Below are 19,230 nucleotides of genomic sequence, written 5' to 3'. Positions count from 1 at the left end.
CGATTACATCGGCGTGACGCTGGTCTGTTCTTCGTCCTCGGTGGGCGGCGCCAGCGGATTACGCAGCGGACGCCCGAAGGCCGGTAGCTCGATCTCGTAGCGCTCGCCCGGTTTGACACTGACACCGTCGGCGAAGCTCAGGGTGGCGGTGCCGAAAAAATGGACGTGGACGTCACCGGGCCGACGGAAACCTGGGTACTTGAAGTGGTGGTGTTCCAGGTTGGCGATGCTGTGCGCCATGTTGTCCTCGCCGGTCAAGAACGGCTTCTCCCACAGGGTCTCGCCGTCTCTGGTGATACGCGAAGTACCCTCCAGATGAGAGGGTAGTTCACCGATCAGCAGTTCGGGGCCGAAACTGCAGGCGCGAAGCTTCGAGTGGGCCAGCCACAGGTAGTTGTAGCGTTCGGTGATGTGATCCGAGAATTCGTTGCCGATGGCGAAGCCCAGCCGATGGGGACGGCCCTGATCATCGATGAGGTAGAGCCCGGCGAGTTCCGGCTCTTCGCCTGCATCCTCGGCAAAGGATGGCCAGGGCAGCGGCGCCTCGGGGGCCACCACGCAGTCACCATCTCCCTTGTAGAACCACTCGGGCTGGGCGCCCACCTGGCCTTCGGCGGGCTTGCCGCCCTCGACGCCGAGCCTGAACATGCGCATCGAGTCGGTCAGCTGGGCGTCGTCGGTTTCGGACGAGTCGGCGTGCATGGCGCTGCGGGTATCGGCGCTGCCCAGATGGGTCAGGCCGGTGCCGGTGACCAGGCAGTGCGCGGGATCTGGATGGGTCAGCGGCGGCAGTAGCTGACCGCTCTCGACCAGTTCGCCGTAGTCGAGGGTCTCGTCACCGAGGCATTCATTGACCGTAGTCGCCAGGCCCTTGCCCTCGGCCAGCGCACGGCGTGCCAGGGTATAGGTGTCGGCGTCGGTCAGTCGCACACGGTCCGGTCCTTCGACCAGGGCGGCCCTGACGCTGCCCTGGTGGCGGCACTGGATGATGCGAAGGGTCTCGGGGGTGTCATGATGCATGGCGATATCCTTGCGTGACGTGGGCGCCTTGTCCCGGTTCACGGTTGGCCCCAGAGGCATCTTACGCCTCTGGGGTAGTGTATGGTCAACATACAAAGGTATGGGTTGACGTTATGGAAAGGTGGCTTTGCTGGCGTCTAGCCTGGCGCCTGGTCCCGGAGAGGGGCCGATCCGCGTCATTGCACCAGCCACATGGCCATCTCGGGCCACACCAGCAGCGCCGCGAGTACACATAGCTGCAGGGCGATAAAGGGCAGCACCGAGACGAAGATGTCCTTGAGGCTGATCTCCGGTGGCGCCACACCCTTCAGGTAGAAGGCCGCGGGTCCGAACGGCGGCGACAGGAAGGACACCTGCATGTTCACCGCGAACAGGATGCCGAACCAGATCGGGCTGTAGCCCAGCTGCACGATGATCGGCACGAAGATCGGCAGGGTCAGCATGGCCACCCCGATCCAGTCGAGGAACATGCCGAGCACGATCAGGATCGCCATCATCACCAGGATGATCACGATGGGCGAGACGTCCAGATCCATGATCATGCCGGAGATGAAGCGGTTGCCGCCCATCAGGTTGTAGACCCCGACCAGGGCGGCGGCACCGATGCCGATCCAGATGATCATGCCGCAGGTCACCAGGGTCTGGGACAGGCTCTGGTGCATCATCGAGAACGAGAACTCGCCCCGGGCCAGCACCGCCAGCAGCACGCCGAACACGCCCATGGCCGCCGCCTCGGTGACCGAGGCCACGCCGCCGTAGATCGAGCCCAGCACCATGAAGGCGATCAGCGCCGGCACGATGATCGAGCGCAGCGCGGCACCCCTGGAGGCGAAGCCGGCGTTGCGGTCCTCCTCGCTCATCGGCGGGCCCATGGCGGGGTTGCGCAGGCAGCGCACCAGCACATAACCGATGTAGGACAGCATCAGGATCACCGCCGGGGTGATCGCCGCGGTAAACAGGTCGGCGATGGAGACGCTGGCGATCAGGCCGTAGATGATCAGCACGATGGACGGCGGCATCATGGTACCGAGCGCCCCGCCGGCGCAGACTACGCCGATCGACAGGTGCTTGTCGTAGCCGAGGCGGAGCATCTGCGGCAGCGCCAGGATGCCGAGCAGCACGATCTCGCCGCCGATGATGCCGGACAGCGCGGCCAGGAAGAACGCCACCACCACGGTCTGCACGGCGACGCCCCCGGGCAGTCGCCCGGCGAACACCCGCATGGCGTTGAACAGATCCTTGGCGATGCCCGATCGGTCGAGCAGCGAGGCCATCAGCACGAACATCGGCACCGCCACCAGCGAGTACTCGGTGACGAAGCCGTAGACCCGGCTGGTCACCAGCGGCAGGGCGTTGGGGCCGAACCAGCCGAAGGTAAAGGCCAGCGCCACCAGGCCGGTGATAAAGGCCAGCGGCAGGCCGGTGACCAGCAGCGCGAAGATGGCGCCGACCAGCAGCAGGGTTCCGTCTGCGATGCTCATCAGTCAGCGCCTCCTTCGGGTGCGTCGGGGGCGGGCTTGCCCTTGATCGACTGGATCAGGTGAATCAGCGCCTGGACGCACATGATCGCCACCGCGGCGAGGATCATGCCCTTGACCAGGGCCGGGAACGGCGGGTTCCAGGAGGTGCCGGAGCGCTCCAGCTGCCACTCGCCGAGGGGGTTGTGGGAGGCGCCGTAGAACATCACCCAGGCGGCGTAGGTCATGCCCAGGCAGAAGCCGAAGGTGACCAGGTCATTGAAGCGGTCGAGCCACAGCCGGAACCTCGGGCCCACGGCGTCGTAGAGCACCTTGACCCGGATATGGCGGTTGGAGGCCAGCGCGGCCGGGCCGCCGAGACAGAAGCTGGCCGCCACCAGCATGACCACGCTCTCGTGGACCCAGGAGGTGGGCGCGCCGAAGCCGTAGCGCATGATCACCTCATAGACGCTGATGGCCATGGCGATGAACACCAGCCAGGCGGCGAACTGGGCCACCCGGACCACGCCACGATCGAAACGACTGCGCACCACATCGGGGGCACGCTCGGGCGTCCTGTCCGCCGACGGGTCGGGGTTCGGGCCGCGAGAAGGCTCGGGTGAAGGATCATGCGAAGGCTCGTGCGAAGGCTCTTGTGACGGATCAGGCGGCCGCCCGGCGCCGTCATGTGGCGATCCGGCGGGGGTGTTGTGGGAGGAGGGAGGCGTCATGGTTGCTCCAGGCCGCTGGCGGCGTTGGTCAACAGGTTGAAGGTTACGACCACGGGTGCGGTCAGCAAGTCGTCACGGAGCTGCCCCCCGGTGTCAGCAGGCTGGACCGGGGGGCAGGGCCCCCATCGGGGGCAGGACGGCTGGCGAGGCTTACAGTTGGCCGCGGGCGGTCAGGAAGCCGGTGGCGGCGTCGTAGACCTTCTGGGTCATCTCGTTCTTGCCGGCCCACTCCTGCCATTCCTGTTCAGCCGCCTGACGGAAGGCCTTGCGTTCTTCGTCGGGCAGGTCGAACGGGTGAACCTCCGGGTCCTCCTGGAGACGGGCAAGCGCTTCGATGTCCTGGGCCTTGAGTCGGGCGATCAGGTCGTAGGCCATGGCGTCGAAGGCGGTCTCGAGGGTGGTCTGAAGGTCTTCGGGCAGGCCGTCCCAGATATCCTTGTTCACCGATACCGCGATCATCGGCATGGAGTGGAAGCCCGGGTACAGCGGGTAGGGCGCAAAGGCATGGAGGCCCTGGGCGTCGTTGTTCGACAGCACCGTGGAGTCGGCGGCGTCGATCACGCCCTTCTCAAGGCCGGTGTAGACCTCGGAGCCGGGCAGGTTGACCGGCGTGGCGCCTATGCGCTCGAAGATGTTGTAGACCATGCCCTGGGGCGCACGAATCTTGAGTCTCTCGAAGTCTTCCAGCGACTCGATGGCCACCGTGGACGGGATCGACTCCAGCGGGAAGGTCGCCGCCGCCACCAGATGGGCGCCGTAGGGCTCCACCAGCTCGTTGTAGAGATCCTCGCCGCCGGCGTTGTTCATGAACTCGAGGAAGTCGTAGGGGTCGTTCCAGGCGCCCACCAGATTGCCGAGCATGCCGAAGGCCGGGTTCTGGCCGGAGAAGTAGCTGGGGTCGGTCATATGGCCCTGCAGGATGCCGGAACTCACCGCCTGCAGGGTTTCGGTGGGACCTACCACCGAGTTGATCGGCAACACCTCGATGGCCACACGGCCATCGGTCATGGTCTCGATGCGCTCGGCCCACTCCTGCTTGATCTTGAAGCTCGGCTCGCCGGCGGTCTCGGAGGCCTGGAAGGTCCACTCGTATTCAGCGGCCTGGGCACTGGCGGCAGCAGTGATGGCGATGGATGCCGCACCGATGGAGGCGGCAAGACGGGAAAGCCTGGGGATAGCTCGCATGGTCGATCTCCCTGATGAGAGCGTGATCGTTATTGGTGTGGCGGCAAGTCTTGACCGAGTTGCGAGTATGTTCAACATATACTTTCGTATGTGTGTACTTTGTGGCGCCCGCGACGTAGGCTTGCCCAGGACCCGACGAGCGGGTCGGTATTCGCCATGACGTCAAAGGCCAGCGATTGGCCCGAGACAGCAGGCAGACCGGTTGCCGCTCACCCCGTGACAGAGTTGAAGGAGCCAGGCAATGGCCGATAGTGATCAGGATTCCCCAAGCGTGGGTGTCGAGGCAGCAAGCGACGAAGCGGCGACCGAAGTGCCCCAGAAGGCACGCTTTCGTAGCGCCGAGTGGTTCGGCAGTGCGGACAAGAACGGCTTCATGTACCGCAGCTGGATGAAGAATCAGGGGATTCCTGACCACGAATTCGATGGCCGCCCGATCATCGGTATCTGCAACACCTTCTCCGAGCTCACACCGTGCAACGCCCACTTCCGCAAGCTGGCCGAGCACGTCAAGAAGGGGGTGCTGGAGGCGGGCGGCTACCCGGTGGAGTTCCCGGTGTTCTCCAACGGCGAATCCAATCTGCGTCCCACCGCCATGTTCACCCGCAACCTGGCGAGCATGGACGTGGAGGAGGCCATTCGCGGCAATCCGCTGGACGGCGTGGTGTTGCTGACCGGCTGCGACAAGACCACTCCGGCGCTGTTGATGGGGGCGGCCAGCTGCGACATCCCGGCCATCGTGGTCACCGGCGGGCCGATGCTCAACGGCAAGCACAAGGGCCGGGATATCGGCTCCGGCACCGTGGTCTGGCAGCTGTCCGAGGAGGTCAAGGCAGGCAAGATCTCGATCCACGACTTCATGGCCGCAGAGGCCGGCATGTCACGCTCCGCCGGCACCTGCAACACCATGGGCACGGCCTCCACCATGGCCTGCATGGCGGAATCGCTGGGCGTGTCGCTGCCCCACAATGCGGCGATTCCTGCTGTGGACTCGCGCCGCTATGTGCTGGCGCACCTGTCGGGCAATCGCATCGTCGACATGGTCAAGGAGGACCTGCGGTTGTCTCGGGTGTTGACCCGGGAGGCCTTCGAGAACGCCATTCGCACCAACGCCGCCATCGGTGGCTCGACCAATGCGGTGATCCACCTCAAGGCGATCGCCGGACGCATGGGCGTCGAGCTCGAGCTCGATGACTGGAACCGGGTAGGGCGTGGCACCCCGACCATCGTCGACCTGCAGCCGTCGGGGCGCTTTCTGATGGAGGAGTTCTACTACGCCGGCGGGCTTCCGGCGGTGCTGCGGCGCCTCGGTGAGGCAGACCGCCTGCCCCACAAGGAGGCGCTGACGGTCAACGGCCAGACCCTGTGGGACAACGTCAAGGATGCGCCGCTCTACAACGATCAGGTGATTCGTGAGCTGGACAACCCGCTGGTGGACGACGGTGGCATGTGCGTGCTGCGCGGCAACCTGGCGCCCAAGGGAGCGGTGCTCAAGCCCTCGGCGGCGAGCCCCGAACTGATGCGTCACCGTGGTCGCGCGGTGGTGTTCGAGAACTTCGACGACTACAAGGCGCGGATCAATGACCCGGATCTGGAGGTCGATGCCGACAGCGTGCTGGTGATGAAGCACTGCGGTCCCAAGGGCTACCACGGCATGGCCGAGGTGGGCAACATGGGCCTGCCGGCGAAGCTCCTGGCCCAGGGCGTGACCGACATGGTGCGGATCTCGGACGCTCGCATGAGCGGTACCGCCTATGGCACCGTGGTCCTGCATGTGGCGCCGGAGGCGGCGGCCGGCGGTCCCCTGGCGGCGGTAGAGAACGGCGACTGGATTGAGCTTGACGCCTACGACGGGCGCCTGCATCTGGACGTCGACGAGGCCGAGCTCGAGCGGCGCCTGGCCGCCAGCGATCCCACCGAGGCGTCGCGCCGTATCGCCTCCAGCGGTGGCTACCGTCAGCTCTACATCGAGCACGTGCTGCAGGCCGATGAAGGCTGCGACTTCGACTTTCTGGTGGGCTGTCGTGGCGCGGACGTTCCGCGACACTCCCACTGAGCGCTCCCGACCTTCGCACCCAATGGCAGACCGTTGCCGCTCGCATGCCGGCGGCAACCGCAGGAGAACACCATGACCCAGCGCCCCCGCCTTACCCCCGACCAGCTGCGTTCCCGCTGGTGGTTCGACAACCCCGACCACCCGGGTACCACTGCGCTGTGCATCGAGCGCTACCTCAACTACGGGGTGACCCTCGATGAGCTGACCTCGGGCAAGCCGATCATCGGCATCGCCCAGTCCGGTTCCGACCTGACCCCCTGCAATCGTCACCACATCGAGCTGGTCAAGAGGGTCAAGGATGGCATTCGCGCCGCCGGCGGGGTGCCCTTCGAGTTTCCCCTGCATCCGATCCACGAGAACGTGCGCCGGCCCACCGCAGCACTCGACCGCAACCTGGCCTACCTGGGCCTGGTGGAGGTGCTGCACGGCTACCCGCTGGACGGCGTGGTGCTGACCACCGGCTGTGACAAGACCACCCCGGCCTGCCTGATGGCGGCGGCGACGGTCAACATTCCGGCCATCGTGCTGTCCGGCGGCCCCATGCTCAACGGCTGGCGGGGCAACGAGCGGGTCGGCTCCGGCACCATCATCTGGGAGCTGAGAAAGCGCCTGGCCGCCGGCGACATCGACTACGCCGAGTTTCTTGCCCGGGCCAGCGACTCGGCGCCTTCGGTGGGCCACTGCAACACCATGGGCACCGCCTCCACCATGAATTCCATGGCCGAGGCGCTGGGCATGAGCCTGCCGGGGTCGGCGATGATTCCCGGGCCCTACAAGGAACGCGCGATGGTCGCCTACGACACCGGCCAGCGCGCGGTCGAGATGGTATGGCAGGACCTGCGCCCGCTCGACATCCTGACGCGCGAGGCGTTCGAGAACGCGGTGGTGGTGTGTTCGGCGCTGGGGGGATCGTCCAATGCGCCGATCCACGTCAACGCCATCGCCCGCCATGCAGGCGTTGCGCTCGACAACGACGACTGGCAGCGGCTGGGCCACCGGATTCCGCTGCTGGCCAACGTGATGCCGGCCGGTGCCTACCTGGGTGAGGAGTTCCATCGTGCCGGCGGGGTGCCGGCGGTACAGCACGAGCTGCTCGAGCGCGGTCTGCTGCACGGCGACGTCACCGGCGTCGACGGCCGCCGCCTGGCCGACAGCATCGCGGGCCGCGAGACGCAGGACGAGGAGGTCATCCGACGCTTCGACAATCCGCTGGTCGAACACGCCGGCTTCCTGAACCTCAAGGGCAACCTGTTCGACTCGGCGCTGATGAAGACCAGCGTGATCTCGCCGGACTTTCGTCGGCGGTTTCTCGAGAACCCGGACGACCCGGATGCCTTCGAGGGCCGGGTGGTGGTGTTCGACGGCTCCGAGGACTACCACGCCCGCATCGACGATCCCGAACTCGGCATCGACGCCAGCACCATCCTGATCATGCGTGGGGCGGGACCGGTGGGCCATCCTGGCGGCGCCGAGGTGGTCAACATGCAGCCGCCGGAGGCGCTGATTCGCCAGGGGATCGAGTCGCTGCCGTGTCTGGGCGACGGGCGTCAGTCGGGGACCTCGGGATCGCCCTCGATCCTCAACGCCTCGCCGGAAGCCGCCACCGGCGGGCCGCTGGCGCTGGTCCAGACCGGCGATCGACTACGCGTGGATCTGGGCCGCTGCGAGGTCCGCCTGCTGGTGGACGATGACGAAATCACCCAGCGTCGACAGCGTCTCGACGCCCAGGGCGGCTATCCCTATCCGGCCCACCAGACGCCGTGGCAGGAGATCCAGCGCACCCTGATCGAACCACTGGATCGCGGCATGACCCTGCGCGGCGCCGACGCCTACCGCGACGTGGCGCGCCAGAGTCCGCCCAGGGACAATCACTGAACGACGCACGTCAACCCGTGCACCGCCAGCCAGCCCGCCCCCGTCGTTGACGGGGGCGGGCTGTTTCGTCGGTGGGTGCCCGGGCAAGTTGACGGGCAGGGTGTCGGATCAGGTTCGTTCGTCATGCCGGCGCAAGGCTCGCCTGACCCAGCGCTCCAGGGTCGAGATCAGACCCAGCGGCGGTGAGCATGGCAGCACGATCTCGGGTAGCCGAGTCGAACGTCTGCGCCTGCGATCATGCTGGTGCAGGGGAGGATCAAAAGGGCGCATGGTCTACCTCCAGAGTGTGGTTCAACCACCGTCTGCACGGGGTGGCCAGTTCGCATCGTTGGCGCGCGGGCAGGCGGTGAGACGTCGTCGCTGTTCGCGCTCGCAGGAAGCGCATGGCGCACCTCCTTGCGTCCTGTCCCGATCGGTATCGGGATGTCTGCCAGCATGGTCGTCCTCTGTGGTTCATTCCAGCGAAAGTCTCTACACTTTATTTTCAGATAAATTGAAAATGGTAGTGACATGCACAGCGACCATTTGAGCGCACGTCCGTTGCCGCTGCTGGATCTCGACATCGTCCACAACTTCGTTGCCATCGTGGAACATGGCAGCTTTTCCCGTGCGGCAAGACAGGTGCATCGCACACCCTCTGCCCTGAGCATGCAGGTCAAGACCCTCGAGGCGACGCTCGAACAGCGGCTGCTGCTGCGCCATGCGCGGCGAGTGGTGCCGACGCCCGAGGGCGAAAAGCTTTTGGGCTATGCCCGGCGTCTGTTGCAGCTCAACCACGAGACGGTCTCCCAGTTTCTGCAGGCGCCGCTGCAGGGCGGCGTTCGCCTGGGCACCTCTGACGATGTCGGGACCCGGGTACTGCCGTGGGTGCTTTCGCGGTTTGCGCGGTGTTTTCCCGAGGTCCAGGTGGACGTGACCGTGGCGCCGAGTGAGGATCTGGTGGCGCGGCTGGACGCCGGCGAGGTCGACGTGGCGCTGATCACCGCCGGCACGCAAGGCCTGGCTGGCGCCCGGGGTGAGGTGGTCCACCGGGAAGCGCTGGCATGGGTCGGACGCGGAGGAGGGGCGGCGCACCAGCGGCGACCGCTGCCGCTGGCGGTGGCCAACGCCGGCTGTGCCTGGCGAAAGCTTGCCCTGTCGGCGCTGGATGGGGCCAATGTCGACTATCGCATCGCCTACGTCAGCGAGAACTGCGCCGGCCATCTGGCGATACTCGACGCCGACCTGGCGGTGTCCGCCTTGCCTCGCAGCCTGGTGGAGCCGCCACTGGTCACCCTGGCAGAGTCCGAAGGGCTGCCGCCCCTGGGGCACTATCAACTGGTGCTGTTGCGAACACCCGGAGCTACCGCAGCGGTCGATGCCCTGGCCGAAGAAGTGGCCTCCGCGTTCAAGCAGTGGTCCAGTTCCGGCGCCCACCGCCCCGGCCTGCTGGGTGGCTGAAATCCCTGGTCCGGCGGCAGACCGTCTGGCCTGGTCCGGACCCGGACCCTGGCCCTGGCACCTGCTCTTGCCCTTGTTCTTGCGATAAGCTGGCGGCCTTTCGTCGCCCCGCCTGGCGGTGGCGTGCGTCGACGGGAGGAAGGCAAGAGAGGGGGGAGAGGAAAGAGAGCCAAGAGAGGCAGGAAAGAAGACGGGGGCGCTGATGGAGATGGAAGAGATGGATGAGGGGAAAAGTTGGAGGAGAGGGGAGAGATGGAGCAGATGAAAGCGAAGCCGTTTCGACTGGGCGTGGCCGGCGCCGGCAAGATCGTCCGGGATCAGCATGTGGACGCCATCCGAGCCACCGAAGGTCTTGAGCTGGTGGCGTCGGCGGACCCTCATTCGCGCCTGGAGGACGTGGCGTCCTACGCAAGTCTCGAGGAGATGCTCGACGCCGAGCCGGATATCGACGCCGTGGCGATCTGCACCCCTGCCCATCTGCGCCACAGGCTCGCCAGTCAGGCGCTGGCCCGTGGCAAGGCGGTGCTGTTGGAAAAGCCGCCGGGGGCCACCCTGGCCGAGGTGCAGGACCTCAAGGCACAGGCCGAAAAGGCGGGACTTACGCTGTTCGCCGCCTGGCACTCGCGCTTTGCCCCGGGCATCGCCGCGGCCGCTGACTGGCTCGCTGGACGCCGGGTCGAGGGCGTCGATATTCGCTGGCACGAGGACGTGCGGGTGTGGCATCCAGGCCAGGCCTGGCTGTGGGAAGCCGGCGGCATGGGGGTGTTCGATCCGGGCATCAACGCCCTGTCCATCGTTACCGCACTGCTGCCCGATCCGTTCTTCTTGAAGCGGGCCAATCTGGTCGTGCCCGCCAACGCCCAGACACCCATCGCGGCGACGCTTGAATGGCGTACCGCTGATGGCGTCCTGCTGAGCGGTGACTTCGACTTCCGTCACGAGGACCCGCCGTGCTGGGAGATGACCTTCGTCACCGATGGGGGAACCTTGACCCTGGAGGCGGGGGGCGCCCGTCTTATCGTCGATGGTGAGACGCTGATCGATGAGCCGGAGCGCGAATACCAGGGGGTCTACGCGCACTTCCACAGCTTGCTCGAGGCTGGCCACAGCGATATGGACATCACGCCGCTGCAGCAGGTGGCCGACGCCCTGATGCTGGGGCATCGTCAGGCCACCGAGGCCTTCGTCGACGATGATGGCAGCGCCTGAACACGCCACTTCGCGTCGATCTCTCGATGACCCACGACGTCGTCGCTCACCTGGTGTGAGCTGAACCTTTCAGAAACAGCGGGTTATTCGTCAGTGGCGAATTCGTCGTGGCGAGCCAGCAGCTGGCACAGTACCTGGGCGGCAGCGCCGCGGGCGGCGGTCGCCAGGCTGTCGTCGAGGATGCGCACCGGGATCGGCGGCGCCTGTGGCAGCAGATGGTTCTGATGACGAGTGAAGAACGCAAGCGCCGGGTCCAGCAGCGCTGGACCCAGCTTCACCAGCGAGCCACCGATGACGATGCGCTCGGGATTCAGGGTGAGGTGGAGATTGAGCAGCAGCAGGCCCAGGGCTTCCCCTGCCTGGTTGAGGGTCTCGGCCACCAGGTCGGGGTCGCGGTGATGCTTGATGCCTTCGCTCAAGGAGGCGCCGGCCTCGATACCCAGGGCATCACGCAGGGCCCAGCCACTGACCAGGGTCTCGGCGCAGCCGTGGTTACCGCAGTGACACGGCTTGCCCCCCGGCGCCAGGAGTGTGTGGCCGATCTCGCCGGCCAGCCCATGCACGCCGCGAATCACCCGGGGCGGCGTGCCTTGCACCACCAGCCCGCTGCCGATCCCGGTAGCCGCGCTGACGTACAACAGTGACGACGGCGTCGCGGCCTCCTGGCCGCTGGACAGGCTGCAATAGAGCTCGCCAAAGGCCGCCGCCTTGGCCTCGTTGTCCATGCACCAGAATCGTCTCGAATCATCGTCGAGTTCCGGCAGGCGCTGCCTGAGCATCTCGAGCAGCGGGACGTCTCGCCAGCCCAGGTTGGGCGCCAGGCTAAGCCGCGACTGCTCCGGCGACGTCGGCCCCGGCACCGCCAGTCCCACACCGAGCAGTGTCCTGTGAGAAAGCGCCGTCCGGATCAGCTCGCGCACCATGGGCACGATCTGATCCAGGGTATCGTCTGGCCGGGTCGGCACCACGGCCTGGTGTCGCTGGGCCAGGATCTGGCCATGAAAGTTGATGGCGAGCACGTGCAGTCCATGGACCCCGATCTCGATGCCCAGGATGGCATGACTGTCGGGATTGAGGGACAGCGCCCGTCCGGGGCGGCCGCTACCCCCACGCAGCAGATCGCCTTCGACCAGCCAGCCCTGGTCCAGCAACGTCTGCACGGCGGCGCCGACTGTTACCTTGGTCAGGGCGGTGCGCTGGGCAAGCTCGGCCCGGGTCAGGCCGGGTTGGCGGCGCAGCCACTCCAGCAGAGAGGCGCGGTTGCGTGACTTGAGCGCACCGAGGTCGCCGGCGGTGGAAGAGGCGGTCATGAACGAAAGTCTCCGACCCTGTCAGGGATGGGGAAGGTCGCGTCGAGTGTACCAAGGCGGGCGACGGGCCGCAGCGCCGGACTTTAGGGCTTGTCTGAAAAGTGCCTGCGCTCGGTAATACGGCGTTAAAAATCGGCTGGTGCGCCAGCCCGGTCAAAATGCTCATTTACACCCCGTAAACTGCGCTTTCTCACCGATTTTTGCCTTGTCTAACCTTCGCTCGTCGACTTTTCGGACAGCGCCTAGCGCCGTACAGTAGCGCCCGACTGTAGCGCCCGACTGCATCGCCCGGCTACATCGGCCGAACAAGGATCCTGAGTGAATCCGTGCGACGCCTGTGCCGCTTTTCAGAAGAGCACTGGATTTCAGAAGAGCACCGGGCGCCATCAAGCTCCTTTCCGCAGGGAGGCTACTGTTCGACATAAGTGCAATGGCACAAGGCGTCCGACTCGACAAGACTGTGCACTTAGTTAGGACTAATTACTAACGAGATATTAGTAAAGAGAAGTAACAAACATCTCTCGTCGAACGAACGGATCTCGCCAGACGAAAGGCTTCGCCAATCGAAAGACTTCGCCGATCGAAAGGCGAAAGCGGTGACGCGCGCCGCCTCCAACAGGCCAAGCCGATACGTCGACGAGCGCAGGCGCTTCCAGGCAAGTCCTGGATGGCTTAGGTACAACCCCTACAACAGCAACGGGAGTCACGCTGACATGACGAAGGAACACAGAGGACCGGTGGCGCTTTATCCAGGCCTTGTGGGCAGGCGGGTGGTCATCACCGGTGGCGGCTCGGGAATCGGAGAGGGGCTGGTGGAGGCGTTTGTCGAGCAGGGCGCCGAAGTGCACTTTCTCGACCTCGCCGAGGCGCCATCCCAGGCGCTGGTAGCGCGTCTGACCGAGCAGGGTGCCGGCCGCGATCGGCTGCAATTCCATCACTGTGACCTGACCGATCTAGCGCGTCTCGACGAGGTGCTGAGCGCGATCGGTGATGTCGATGTGCTGGTCAACAACGCGGCCAATGACGATCGCCATCGTCTGGCGGACATCACCCCGGCCTATTTCGACGAACGCATCGCCGTGAACCTCCGCCACCTGGTGTTCGCCACCCAGGCGGTGGCGCCGGGCATGGCCAGGCGTGGCGGCGGTGCGGTGATCAACCTCGGTTCGATCAGCTGGCACTTGGGCCAGGCAGGCCTGGCGCTCTACGAGACGGCCAAGGCCGGTATCGAGGGGCTGACCCGGGCGCTGGCCCAGGAACTGGGTGAACAGGGCATCCGGGTCAACTGCGTGATCCCCGGCAACGTCAAGACTCCACGCCAGTCCCGCTGGTACAGCGCCGAACAGGAGGCCCAGATCGTCGCCGAACAGAAGCTCAAGGTGCGCCTCGAGCCTCATCACGTCGCGGCGATGGTGGTGTTTCTCGCCTCCGACGCGGCCAGCGGCTGTACCGCGCACAACCACTGGGTGGACGCCGGCTGGCTGTGACCCAGCTTTTTTCCATCGCGATATCACAACAACAAGGAGTTCAGCATGCCTATCGTATCCTCACCGGCGGACGCCGCCTCGCTAAAGCGACAACGCTATGTGTTCGCCATCTGCTGTATCGCCGCCATCGGCGGTTTTCTGTTCGGCTTTGACAGCGGCGTGATCAACGGCACCGTCGATGGTCTGCAGACGGCCTTCGACTCCGACAGCGTCGGCACCGGCTTCAACGTGGCCTCGATGCTGCTGGGCTGCGCCATCGGTGCCTTCTTCGCCGGCCGCCTGGCCGATCGCTACGGCCGTCGTGCGCTGCTGATCGTGTCGGCGGTGTTCTTTCTGGTCAGCGCCTGGGGCTCCGGGGTGGCGACCGGCTCGCTGGAGTTCGTGATCTACCGGGTGCTCGGCGGCATGGCGGTGGGCGCGGCCAGCGTGATGACGCCGGCCTACATCAGCGAGGTGGCGCCGGCCGAGCGGCGCGGACGGCTGGCCACGATCCAGCAGGTGGCGATCATCTCGGGGCTGTTTATCGCCTTCGTCAGCAACTATGTGCTGGCCAAGATCGCCGGCGCCTCCACCGCCAGTCTGTGGTTCGGCTTCGACGCCTGGCGCTGGATGTTCTGGATCGAGATGCTGCCGGCGGCGATCTTTCTGCTGGCACTGCTGGGTATCCCGGAGAGCCCGCGTTTCTTGATCAGTCGCGGACGCGACGACAAGGCGACACGGGTGCTGGTCACCCTGCTCGGCGAGCAGGCGGGGCAGGCCAAGGTCGCCGAGATCAAGGCGTCGCTGAACGCCGACCATGTGCCGAGCCTCAGGGACCTGATCAACGCCACCAGTGGCAAGGTGCACGGCATCGTCTGGGTCGGTATCGGGCTGGCGGTGTTCCAGCAGCTGGTCGGGATCAACGTGGTGTTCTACTACGGTGCGGTGCTGTGGCAGGCGGTGGGCTTCTCCGAGGGTGATGCCCTGCTGATCAACGTGATCAGCGGTGCGGTGTCGATCGGCGCCTGTCTGATCGCCATCGCGCTGATCGACCGCATCGGTCGCAAGCCGCTCTTGTGGGCAGGTTCAGTGGGTATGGCGCTGACCCTGTGCCTGTTGGCCTACGCCTTCTCCACCGCCAGCATGGTCGACGGAAAGCTGGCCTTGGCCGGTGACATGGGGGTGCTGGCGCTGCTGGCGGCCAACGCCTATGTGCTGTTCTTCAATGTGTCCTGGGGGCCGGTGATGTGGGTGATGCTCGGTGAGATGTTCCCCAACCAGGTGCGCGGTTCGGGACTGGCGGTCTCGGGGCTGTTCCAGTGGCTGGCCAACTTCGCCATCACCATGACCTTCCCGATCATGCTGGCGGGAATCGGCCTTGCCGGGGCCTACGGTGTCTACGCCTTCTTCGCGGCCTGCTCGGTGGTGTTCGTGATGAAGTGGGTCAAGGAGACCCGTGGACGGGAGCTTGAGCAGATGGCCTACGAGTAACCCATGCGTTCGGGTTGGGCAGCAGGCGGGTTGCCCATGGTGAACGGGGCTGTCGTCCTGCATCTTAGGTGCCACGCCTGCTGATGGTGGGACCCCGGCGAGATCAAGGCGCCGGGGTCTTGTCGTCTCCAGTGGCCTCGGCGATGCCACGCTGGACGCGATGGTACAGCGAGACCAGCATCAGCACCGCCATCAGCCAGAATACCGCTGCGATAAACCAGCCTGCCGCCAGGCCCACCGCCACCACCAGGGCGAGCATGCCGATGACCAGGGCGCGATCGCTCTTGCCCATGGGGCCATCATAGCGACGGGTGGCGCCGACCAGGGGGCCCATGACGCCGGCGTACTCGACGATGATCGCCAGCACCATGGCGATCAGGACGGCGCCGGGGCCCGTCTCGGGCAGCAACGCGAAGGGAACGAACAGGGCGGCGTCCGAGACCACGTCGCAAAGCTCGTTGAGATAGCCGCCCAGGGCCGTCTGCTGGCCGTGTTCACGGGCGAGCATGCCGTCGATGGCGTTGAGCGCCATACGCAGGGGAAGCCACAGTGCGATCAGTACGAACCAGAGCTGCGTCTGCACGTTGAGGCCAACCACTGCCGCCACCAGCAGTGACAGCACGGCGGCCAGCAGGGTGACCTGATTGGCGCTGACGCCACGCTGGTGAAGGCGGCCCACCAAGGGACGCAGCAGGGCTTGAAAACGAGGCTTGAAATCATACACGGAGGCCATGTCAAAGGTCCTTTTTGACGGGCTAGGCGAGGGGGACGGGGCTGGCGGGTGCGTGGGCTGCGCCAGCCCGCCAGCATAGCATGGCGGCTCCCACAGGGCCTTGACTAGCCGGTAGGAGGCAACTCCAGGTCGCTGCCGAGCACCGAGTCGCCGGGCTTGATGCCCAGGGCATCGGCGGTACCGGCGAGCACCGCCTGGGCGGCGCGAAAGGCGTCCTGGGGACGCCGCGTGCGTATCGCCTCCATCAGCTCGCGGTGACGCTCGAGGCTGTCCTCGGGGTCGCTGGCGCTTTCGTTGGAGGTCTCGATCAGCAGGTAGATCGAGGGGCGCAGGATATGCGAGAGCTGGGACCAGACGATATTGCGGGTGGCCTTGAAGATGGCCACATGGAAGGCGATGTCGTGATCGCTGTGCAAGCGCTTGGCGTCGCCCTCGGCGGCGTTCATGGCGCTTTCCATGCCCTCGAAGGCCTCCTCGATGGCGACCAGATCGCGGGCCGTCGCGCGGCGGGCTGCGGTCATCGCCACGTAGGGCTCGACGTCGAGGCGGAAGCTCAGGATCTCGCGCTGGATCTCGGGGTTGGGAGCCGCGTAGCGGGTCATCCAGTCGGTGACCGACGGGTCGAGGATGTTCCAGGCCTCGACCTCGCGCACCTTGGAGCCGTGGCCGGAAATGCGTTCGATGATGCCCACGTCCACCAGCTGGCGCAGGTCGCTCCTGACCGCCGAACGGTTCAGTGCAAACTGTTCGGCCAGGTCGACCTCCTTGGGCACGAAGTCGCCGGGGCGATAGTGTCCGCCGAAGATGGCCTCGGCCAGGTAGTCGGCCACGCTGGGGCGTTTGCTGTTGCTGCGAGATGGGACGGCCACTGACTTGCTCCTGGCGAATGCAGTGACGATGCTAGCGAATGTGCAACATAGTGACAATGCGCCTTAGTGACAACGCGGCATAGCGACAACGGGGCTTAGCGACAATAGGGCACAGCGGCAGCGCTGGTGGGCTCGCGGGCAGGCAGTCTAGAGGGAACCGTCTTCTCAGAAGCCGCTCTCGCGGATCACCACCGAAGCGAGCCAGGTAGTGAACTGGCCGACCAGGCTCTGACGCTCGGCGTCGATGTGCAATTGGCCAGCGGCCTGCCTGCCGCCTGTCCAGGGGCTGTCCAGGCGGGCTTCGATCGCGATCAGCGCGCGTTCAAGACGCAACTTGCCGCGCTCCTCCGGGTCCTCGTAGGTGGACAACGGGCCGCCGTGGCGTGCCGCCAGCAGGGGGTGACTCAGGTGCTCGGCGCGGGTGGCACCGATGCTGGTGACGTGTCCGGCCAGTGGTCGGGTGTGCCCTTCCACCAGAAAGCGCACCCGAGCGCCAGGACTCAGGCGGTGGACCTCGTCCTGAGGCACGTAGGCATCGATGACCCAGGTCGAGGGGTCCACCAGTACGCCCAGCGGCTCTCGGGTCGCGACCCATTGCCCCGGCGTCTGTTGTCGATCGAAGCGCTGCCATTCGCCGGCGAAGGGGGCGTTGATGACCAGTCGCTGCTGCTCCCGCCGGGCGGCCTGACGTCCGCTTTCGCTGACGCGGTGTAGCGCCAGGGTAGCGCTGTCGCGATTGCGCCCATCGTCGGCGTCGAGCAGCCCCGCCAGTTCGGCCTCCAGCAGGTCGAGCTCGCTTTCCTGGGCCAGCTCGCGACGTCGGATATCCGGCTCGCTCAGCCGCACCAGGGCCGCCTCTCGCTCGACCCGCCCGGAGGCGGCGATGGTCTCCAGGCGTGCGGGAAACGGCGAGTACAGGGTCAGCTCGCGCTCGGCGTGGAGCACGCCAGGCCCGCTGACGCGGGTCTGCAGGGGCAGGCAGGCCAGCAACAGCAGGGTGCCGAGGGCCAACAGCCAGGCCAGGCGAAAGCGCCGGGGGACGGCGCGGCGATGGGACCACCAGTGCTGCAGTTCTCGGGTGACAGGCATCAGGATGAACCAGGCTATTTCCACGGCGAACAGGACGATGCCCAGCGCCTTGAAGAACAGATGATAGACGGCCAGGGCGATGCCGAGGAACAGCACCAGCCGATACAGCCAGGTGGCGAAGGCGAACAACACCAGCGAACGTCGCTGATGGCGGGGAAAGGGCTCCGGCCAGGCCTCGTCGAGCCCCAGCAGTCGCCGGCGCAGCCACACGCGGGCCTGGGCGCCGGCGCGCTCGTGCAGGTTGGGGAAGTCGAGCAGATCGGTCAGCACGAAGTAGCCGTCGAAGCGCATGAAGGGACTTGCGTTGATCGCCAGGCTCAGCACCCAGCTGGTGGTGGCCAGGTACAGAAGTGCCGAATTGACGGCGCCCGGCTCGGTCAGCACCCAGCCGAGGGTCGCCAGGCCTGCCAGGCCAAGCTCCACCAGCATGCCCGCCGACGAGATCGCCAGCCGCGATCGACTGCGCCTGAGCTTCCAGCTCTCGCCGGTGTCGGTGTACAGCATCGGCCACAGCACGATAAAGGCGACGCCCATATGCGCCACCTTTACCCCCAGGCGGGTCGCCACCAGGGCATGGCCGAGCTCGTGGCAGGCCTTGGCCACCACCAGTGCACAGGCGAAGCTGAGCATGCCTGACAGCGAGAAGGCGTCCATCACCGCGTGGGTAAAGTGGTCCCAGCGGCGCACCACCAGCACCAGCCCGAGCAGTCCGAGCAACAGCACCGCCGTGACCATGCCACGGCTGAACAGCCAGGGCAGGGCGCGCACCACGGCGCCGAGAAAGTGCTGCGGGCGCACCAGCGGCAGGCGAAAGAACAGATAGTGATGCAGCCACCAGGACAGCTTGCGCCAGGCGGCGCCTGTGGCGGCCTCGCGGGCCAATCGGTCGGTAGCGTCGGGCCCGGCCCGCAAGAGACGGTGATGCTCGAGAAAGTCCACTAGTTCGAGCACCTGCTCGAGCGACGGCTGCATCGGCGTCTGGGCGGCGATCTCGTCGCGAATCCGCGCGGGACTCGCCCCCCAGCGCGCCAGACACTCGAACTCGAGCCAGCCGATCCGGTAGAAGCGATTGGTCACCGGGTCCTGGATCGACCACTGGGGCTCGCCATGGCGATCACGACCTGCATCCACTAGCACCAGGTCCTCGCGCAGCGGTGGCGGCGGACGATCCGAGCGTTCATCGACGCCGGCGGTGTGATGGGCCATCGTCGCGGTAAAGGGACTGGCGTTGCCCTCCGTGGGTGAGGCAGCCGCACTATGGGAAGCCCCCGGGCCATGGCTCGCGGGTGTCGCTGAGGCCAT

14 protein-coding genes are annotated in these 19,230 nt (G+C 66.1%); 6 read left to right on the top strand and 8 right to left on the bottom strand.

From position 1 onward, the window contains the following. Positions 1-3 precede the first annotated feature (3 nt). The 4 genes from araD1 to RBB39_RS03450 all read right to left on the bottom strand — a co-directional run bounded on the left by araD1 (position 4) and on the right by RBB39_RS03450 (position 4,393). A complete protein-coding gene (gene araD1 / locus RBB39_RS03465; protein WP_045995300.1) occupies positions 4-1,020 on the bottom strand; it encodes an AraD1 family protein in 1,017 nt (338 codons plus the stop codon). Positions 1,021-1,196: 176 nt separating this feature from the next. Then, positions 1,197-2,501 carry a TRAP transporter large permease subunit gene (locus tag RBB39_RS03460; protein ID WP_124804832.1) on the bottom strand — a complete coding sequence of 435 codons (1,305 nt, stop codon included), beginning with the start codon at positions 2,499-2,501 and terminating at the stop codon, positions 1,197-1,199. Continuing rightward, positions 2,501-3,208 carry a TRAP transporter small permease subunit gene (locus RBB39_RS03455; protein ID WP_306168793.1) on the bottom strand — a complete coding sequence of 236 codons (708 nt, stop codon included), beginning with the start codon at positions 3,206-3,208 and terminating at the stop codon, positions 2,501-2,503. Before RBB39_RS03455 ends, RBB39_RS03460 begins: the two co-directional genes overlap by 1 nt. 150 nt (positions 3,209-3,358) lie before the next feature. Then, complete coding sequence (locus tag RBB39_RS03450; protein WP_306168792.1) at positions 3,359-4,393, bottom strand: TRAP transporter substrate-binding protein; 1,035 nt, start codon at positions 4,391-4,393, stop codon at positions 3,359-3,361. A gap of 241 nt (positions 4,394-4,634) precedes the next feature. On the opposite strand from RBB39_RS03450, the gene RBB39_RS03445 reads away from it, so the two are divergent. From RBB39_RS03445 to RBB39_RS03430, 4 genes are all read left to right on the top strand, one after another. Continuing rightward, positions 4,635-6,446 (top strand): IlvD/Edd family dehydratase, encoded by a 1,812-nt coding sequence (locus RBB39_RS03445; protein ID WP_239452616.1) that lies wholly within the window; start codon positions 4,635-4,637, stop codon positions 6,444-6,446. A 72-nt stretch (positions 6,447-6,518) separates the two neighbouring features. Continuing rightward, a complete protein-coding gene (locus tag RBB39_RS03440) occupies positions 6,519-8,321 on the top strand; it encodes an IlvD/Edd family dehydratase (RefSeq protein WP_045994711.1) in 1,803 nt (600 codons plus the stop codon). Positions 8,322-8,831: 510 nt separating this feature from the next. Then, positions 8,832-9,761, top strand: a complete 930-nt coding sequence (locus RBB39_RS03435; protein ID WP_045994712.1) for a LysR substrate-binding domain-containing protein — start codon at positions 8,832-8,834, stop codon at positions 9,759-9,761. 252 nt (positions 9,762-10,013) lie between these two features. Then, positions 10,014-10,970 (top strand): Gfo/Idh/MocA family protein, encoded by a 957-nt coding sequence (locus RBB39_RS03430; protein ID WP_239452617.1) that lies wholly within the window; start codon positions 10,014-10,016, stop codon positions 10,968-10,970. Positions 10,971-11,053: 83 nt separating this feature from the next. Here the strand turns inward: RBB39_RS03430 and RBB39_RS03425 are convergent, their stop codons facing one another. Further along, positions 11,054-12,280, bottom strand: a complete 1,227-nt coding sequence (locus RBB39_RS03425; protein ID WP_045994713.1) for an ROK family transcriptional regulator — start codon at positions 12,278-12,280, stop codon at positions 11,054-11,056. Positions 12,281-12,993: 713 nt separating this feature from the next. On the opposite strand from RBB39_RS03425, the gene RBB39_RS03420 reads away from it, so the two are divergent. Together RBB39_RS03420 and RBB39_RS03415 are read left to right on the top strand one after the other, a co-directional pair. Next, positions 12,994-13,767 carry an SDR family NAD(P)-dependent oxidoreductase gene (locus tag RBB39_RS03420; RefSeq protein WP_045994535.1) on the top strand — a complete coding sequence of 258 codons (774 nt, stop codon included), beginning with the start codon at positions 12,994-12,996 and terminating at the stop codon, positions 13,765-13,767. A gap of 45 nt (positions 13,768-13,812) precedes the next feature. Then, positions 13,813-15,237, top strand: coding sequence for a sugar porter family MFS transporter (locus RBB39_RS03415; protein WP_045994536.1), 1,425 nt, complete (start codon positions 13,813-13,815; stop codon positions 15,235-15,237). A gap of 103 nt (positions 15,238-15,340) precedes the next feature. On the opposite strand, the gene RBB39_RS03410 is transcribed toward RBB39_RS03415, so the two are convergent. From RBB39_RS03410 to RBB39_RS03400, 3 genes are all read right to left on the bottom strand, one after another. Further along, complete coding sequence (locus RBB39_RS03410) at positions 15,341-15,970, bottom strand: CDP-alcohol phosphatidyltransferase family protein (RefSeq protein WP_045994537.1); 630 nt, start codon at positions 15,968-15,970, stop codon at positions 15,341-15,343. Between the two features lie 104 nt (positions 15,971-16,074). After that, positions 16,075-16,839: a FadR/GntR family transcriptional regulator gene (locus RBB39_RS03405; RefSeq protein ID WP_045994538.1), complete on the bottom strand. Its 765-nt coding sequence runs from the start codon at positions 16,837-16,839 to the stop codon at positions 16,075-16,077. 165 nt (positions 16,840-17,004) lie between these two features. Further along, positions 17,005-19,230 carry an HlyD family efflux transporter periplasmic adaptor subunit gene (locus RBB39_RS03400; protein WP_306168791.1) on the bottom strand — a complete coding sequence of 742 codons (2,226 nt, stop codon included), beginning with the start codon at positions 19,228-19,230 and terminating at the stop codon, positions 17,005-17,007.

It is taken from the genome of Halomonas sp. MMSF_3323 (assembly GCF_030733595.1).
In the GTDB taxonomy this organism is placed as follows: domain Bacteria; phylum Pseudomonadota; class Gammaproteobacteria; order Pseudomonadales; family Halomonadaceae; genus Halomonas; species Halomonas litopenaei.
The sequence above is the reverse complement of the archived record's forward strand: the minus strand, read 5'-3'. Positions and strand labels throughout refer to the sequence as shown.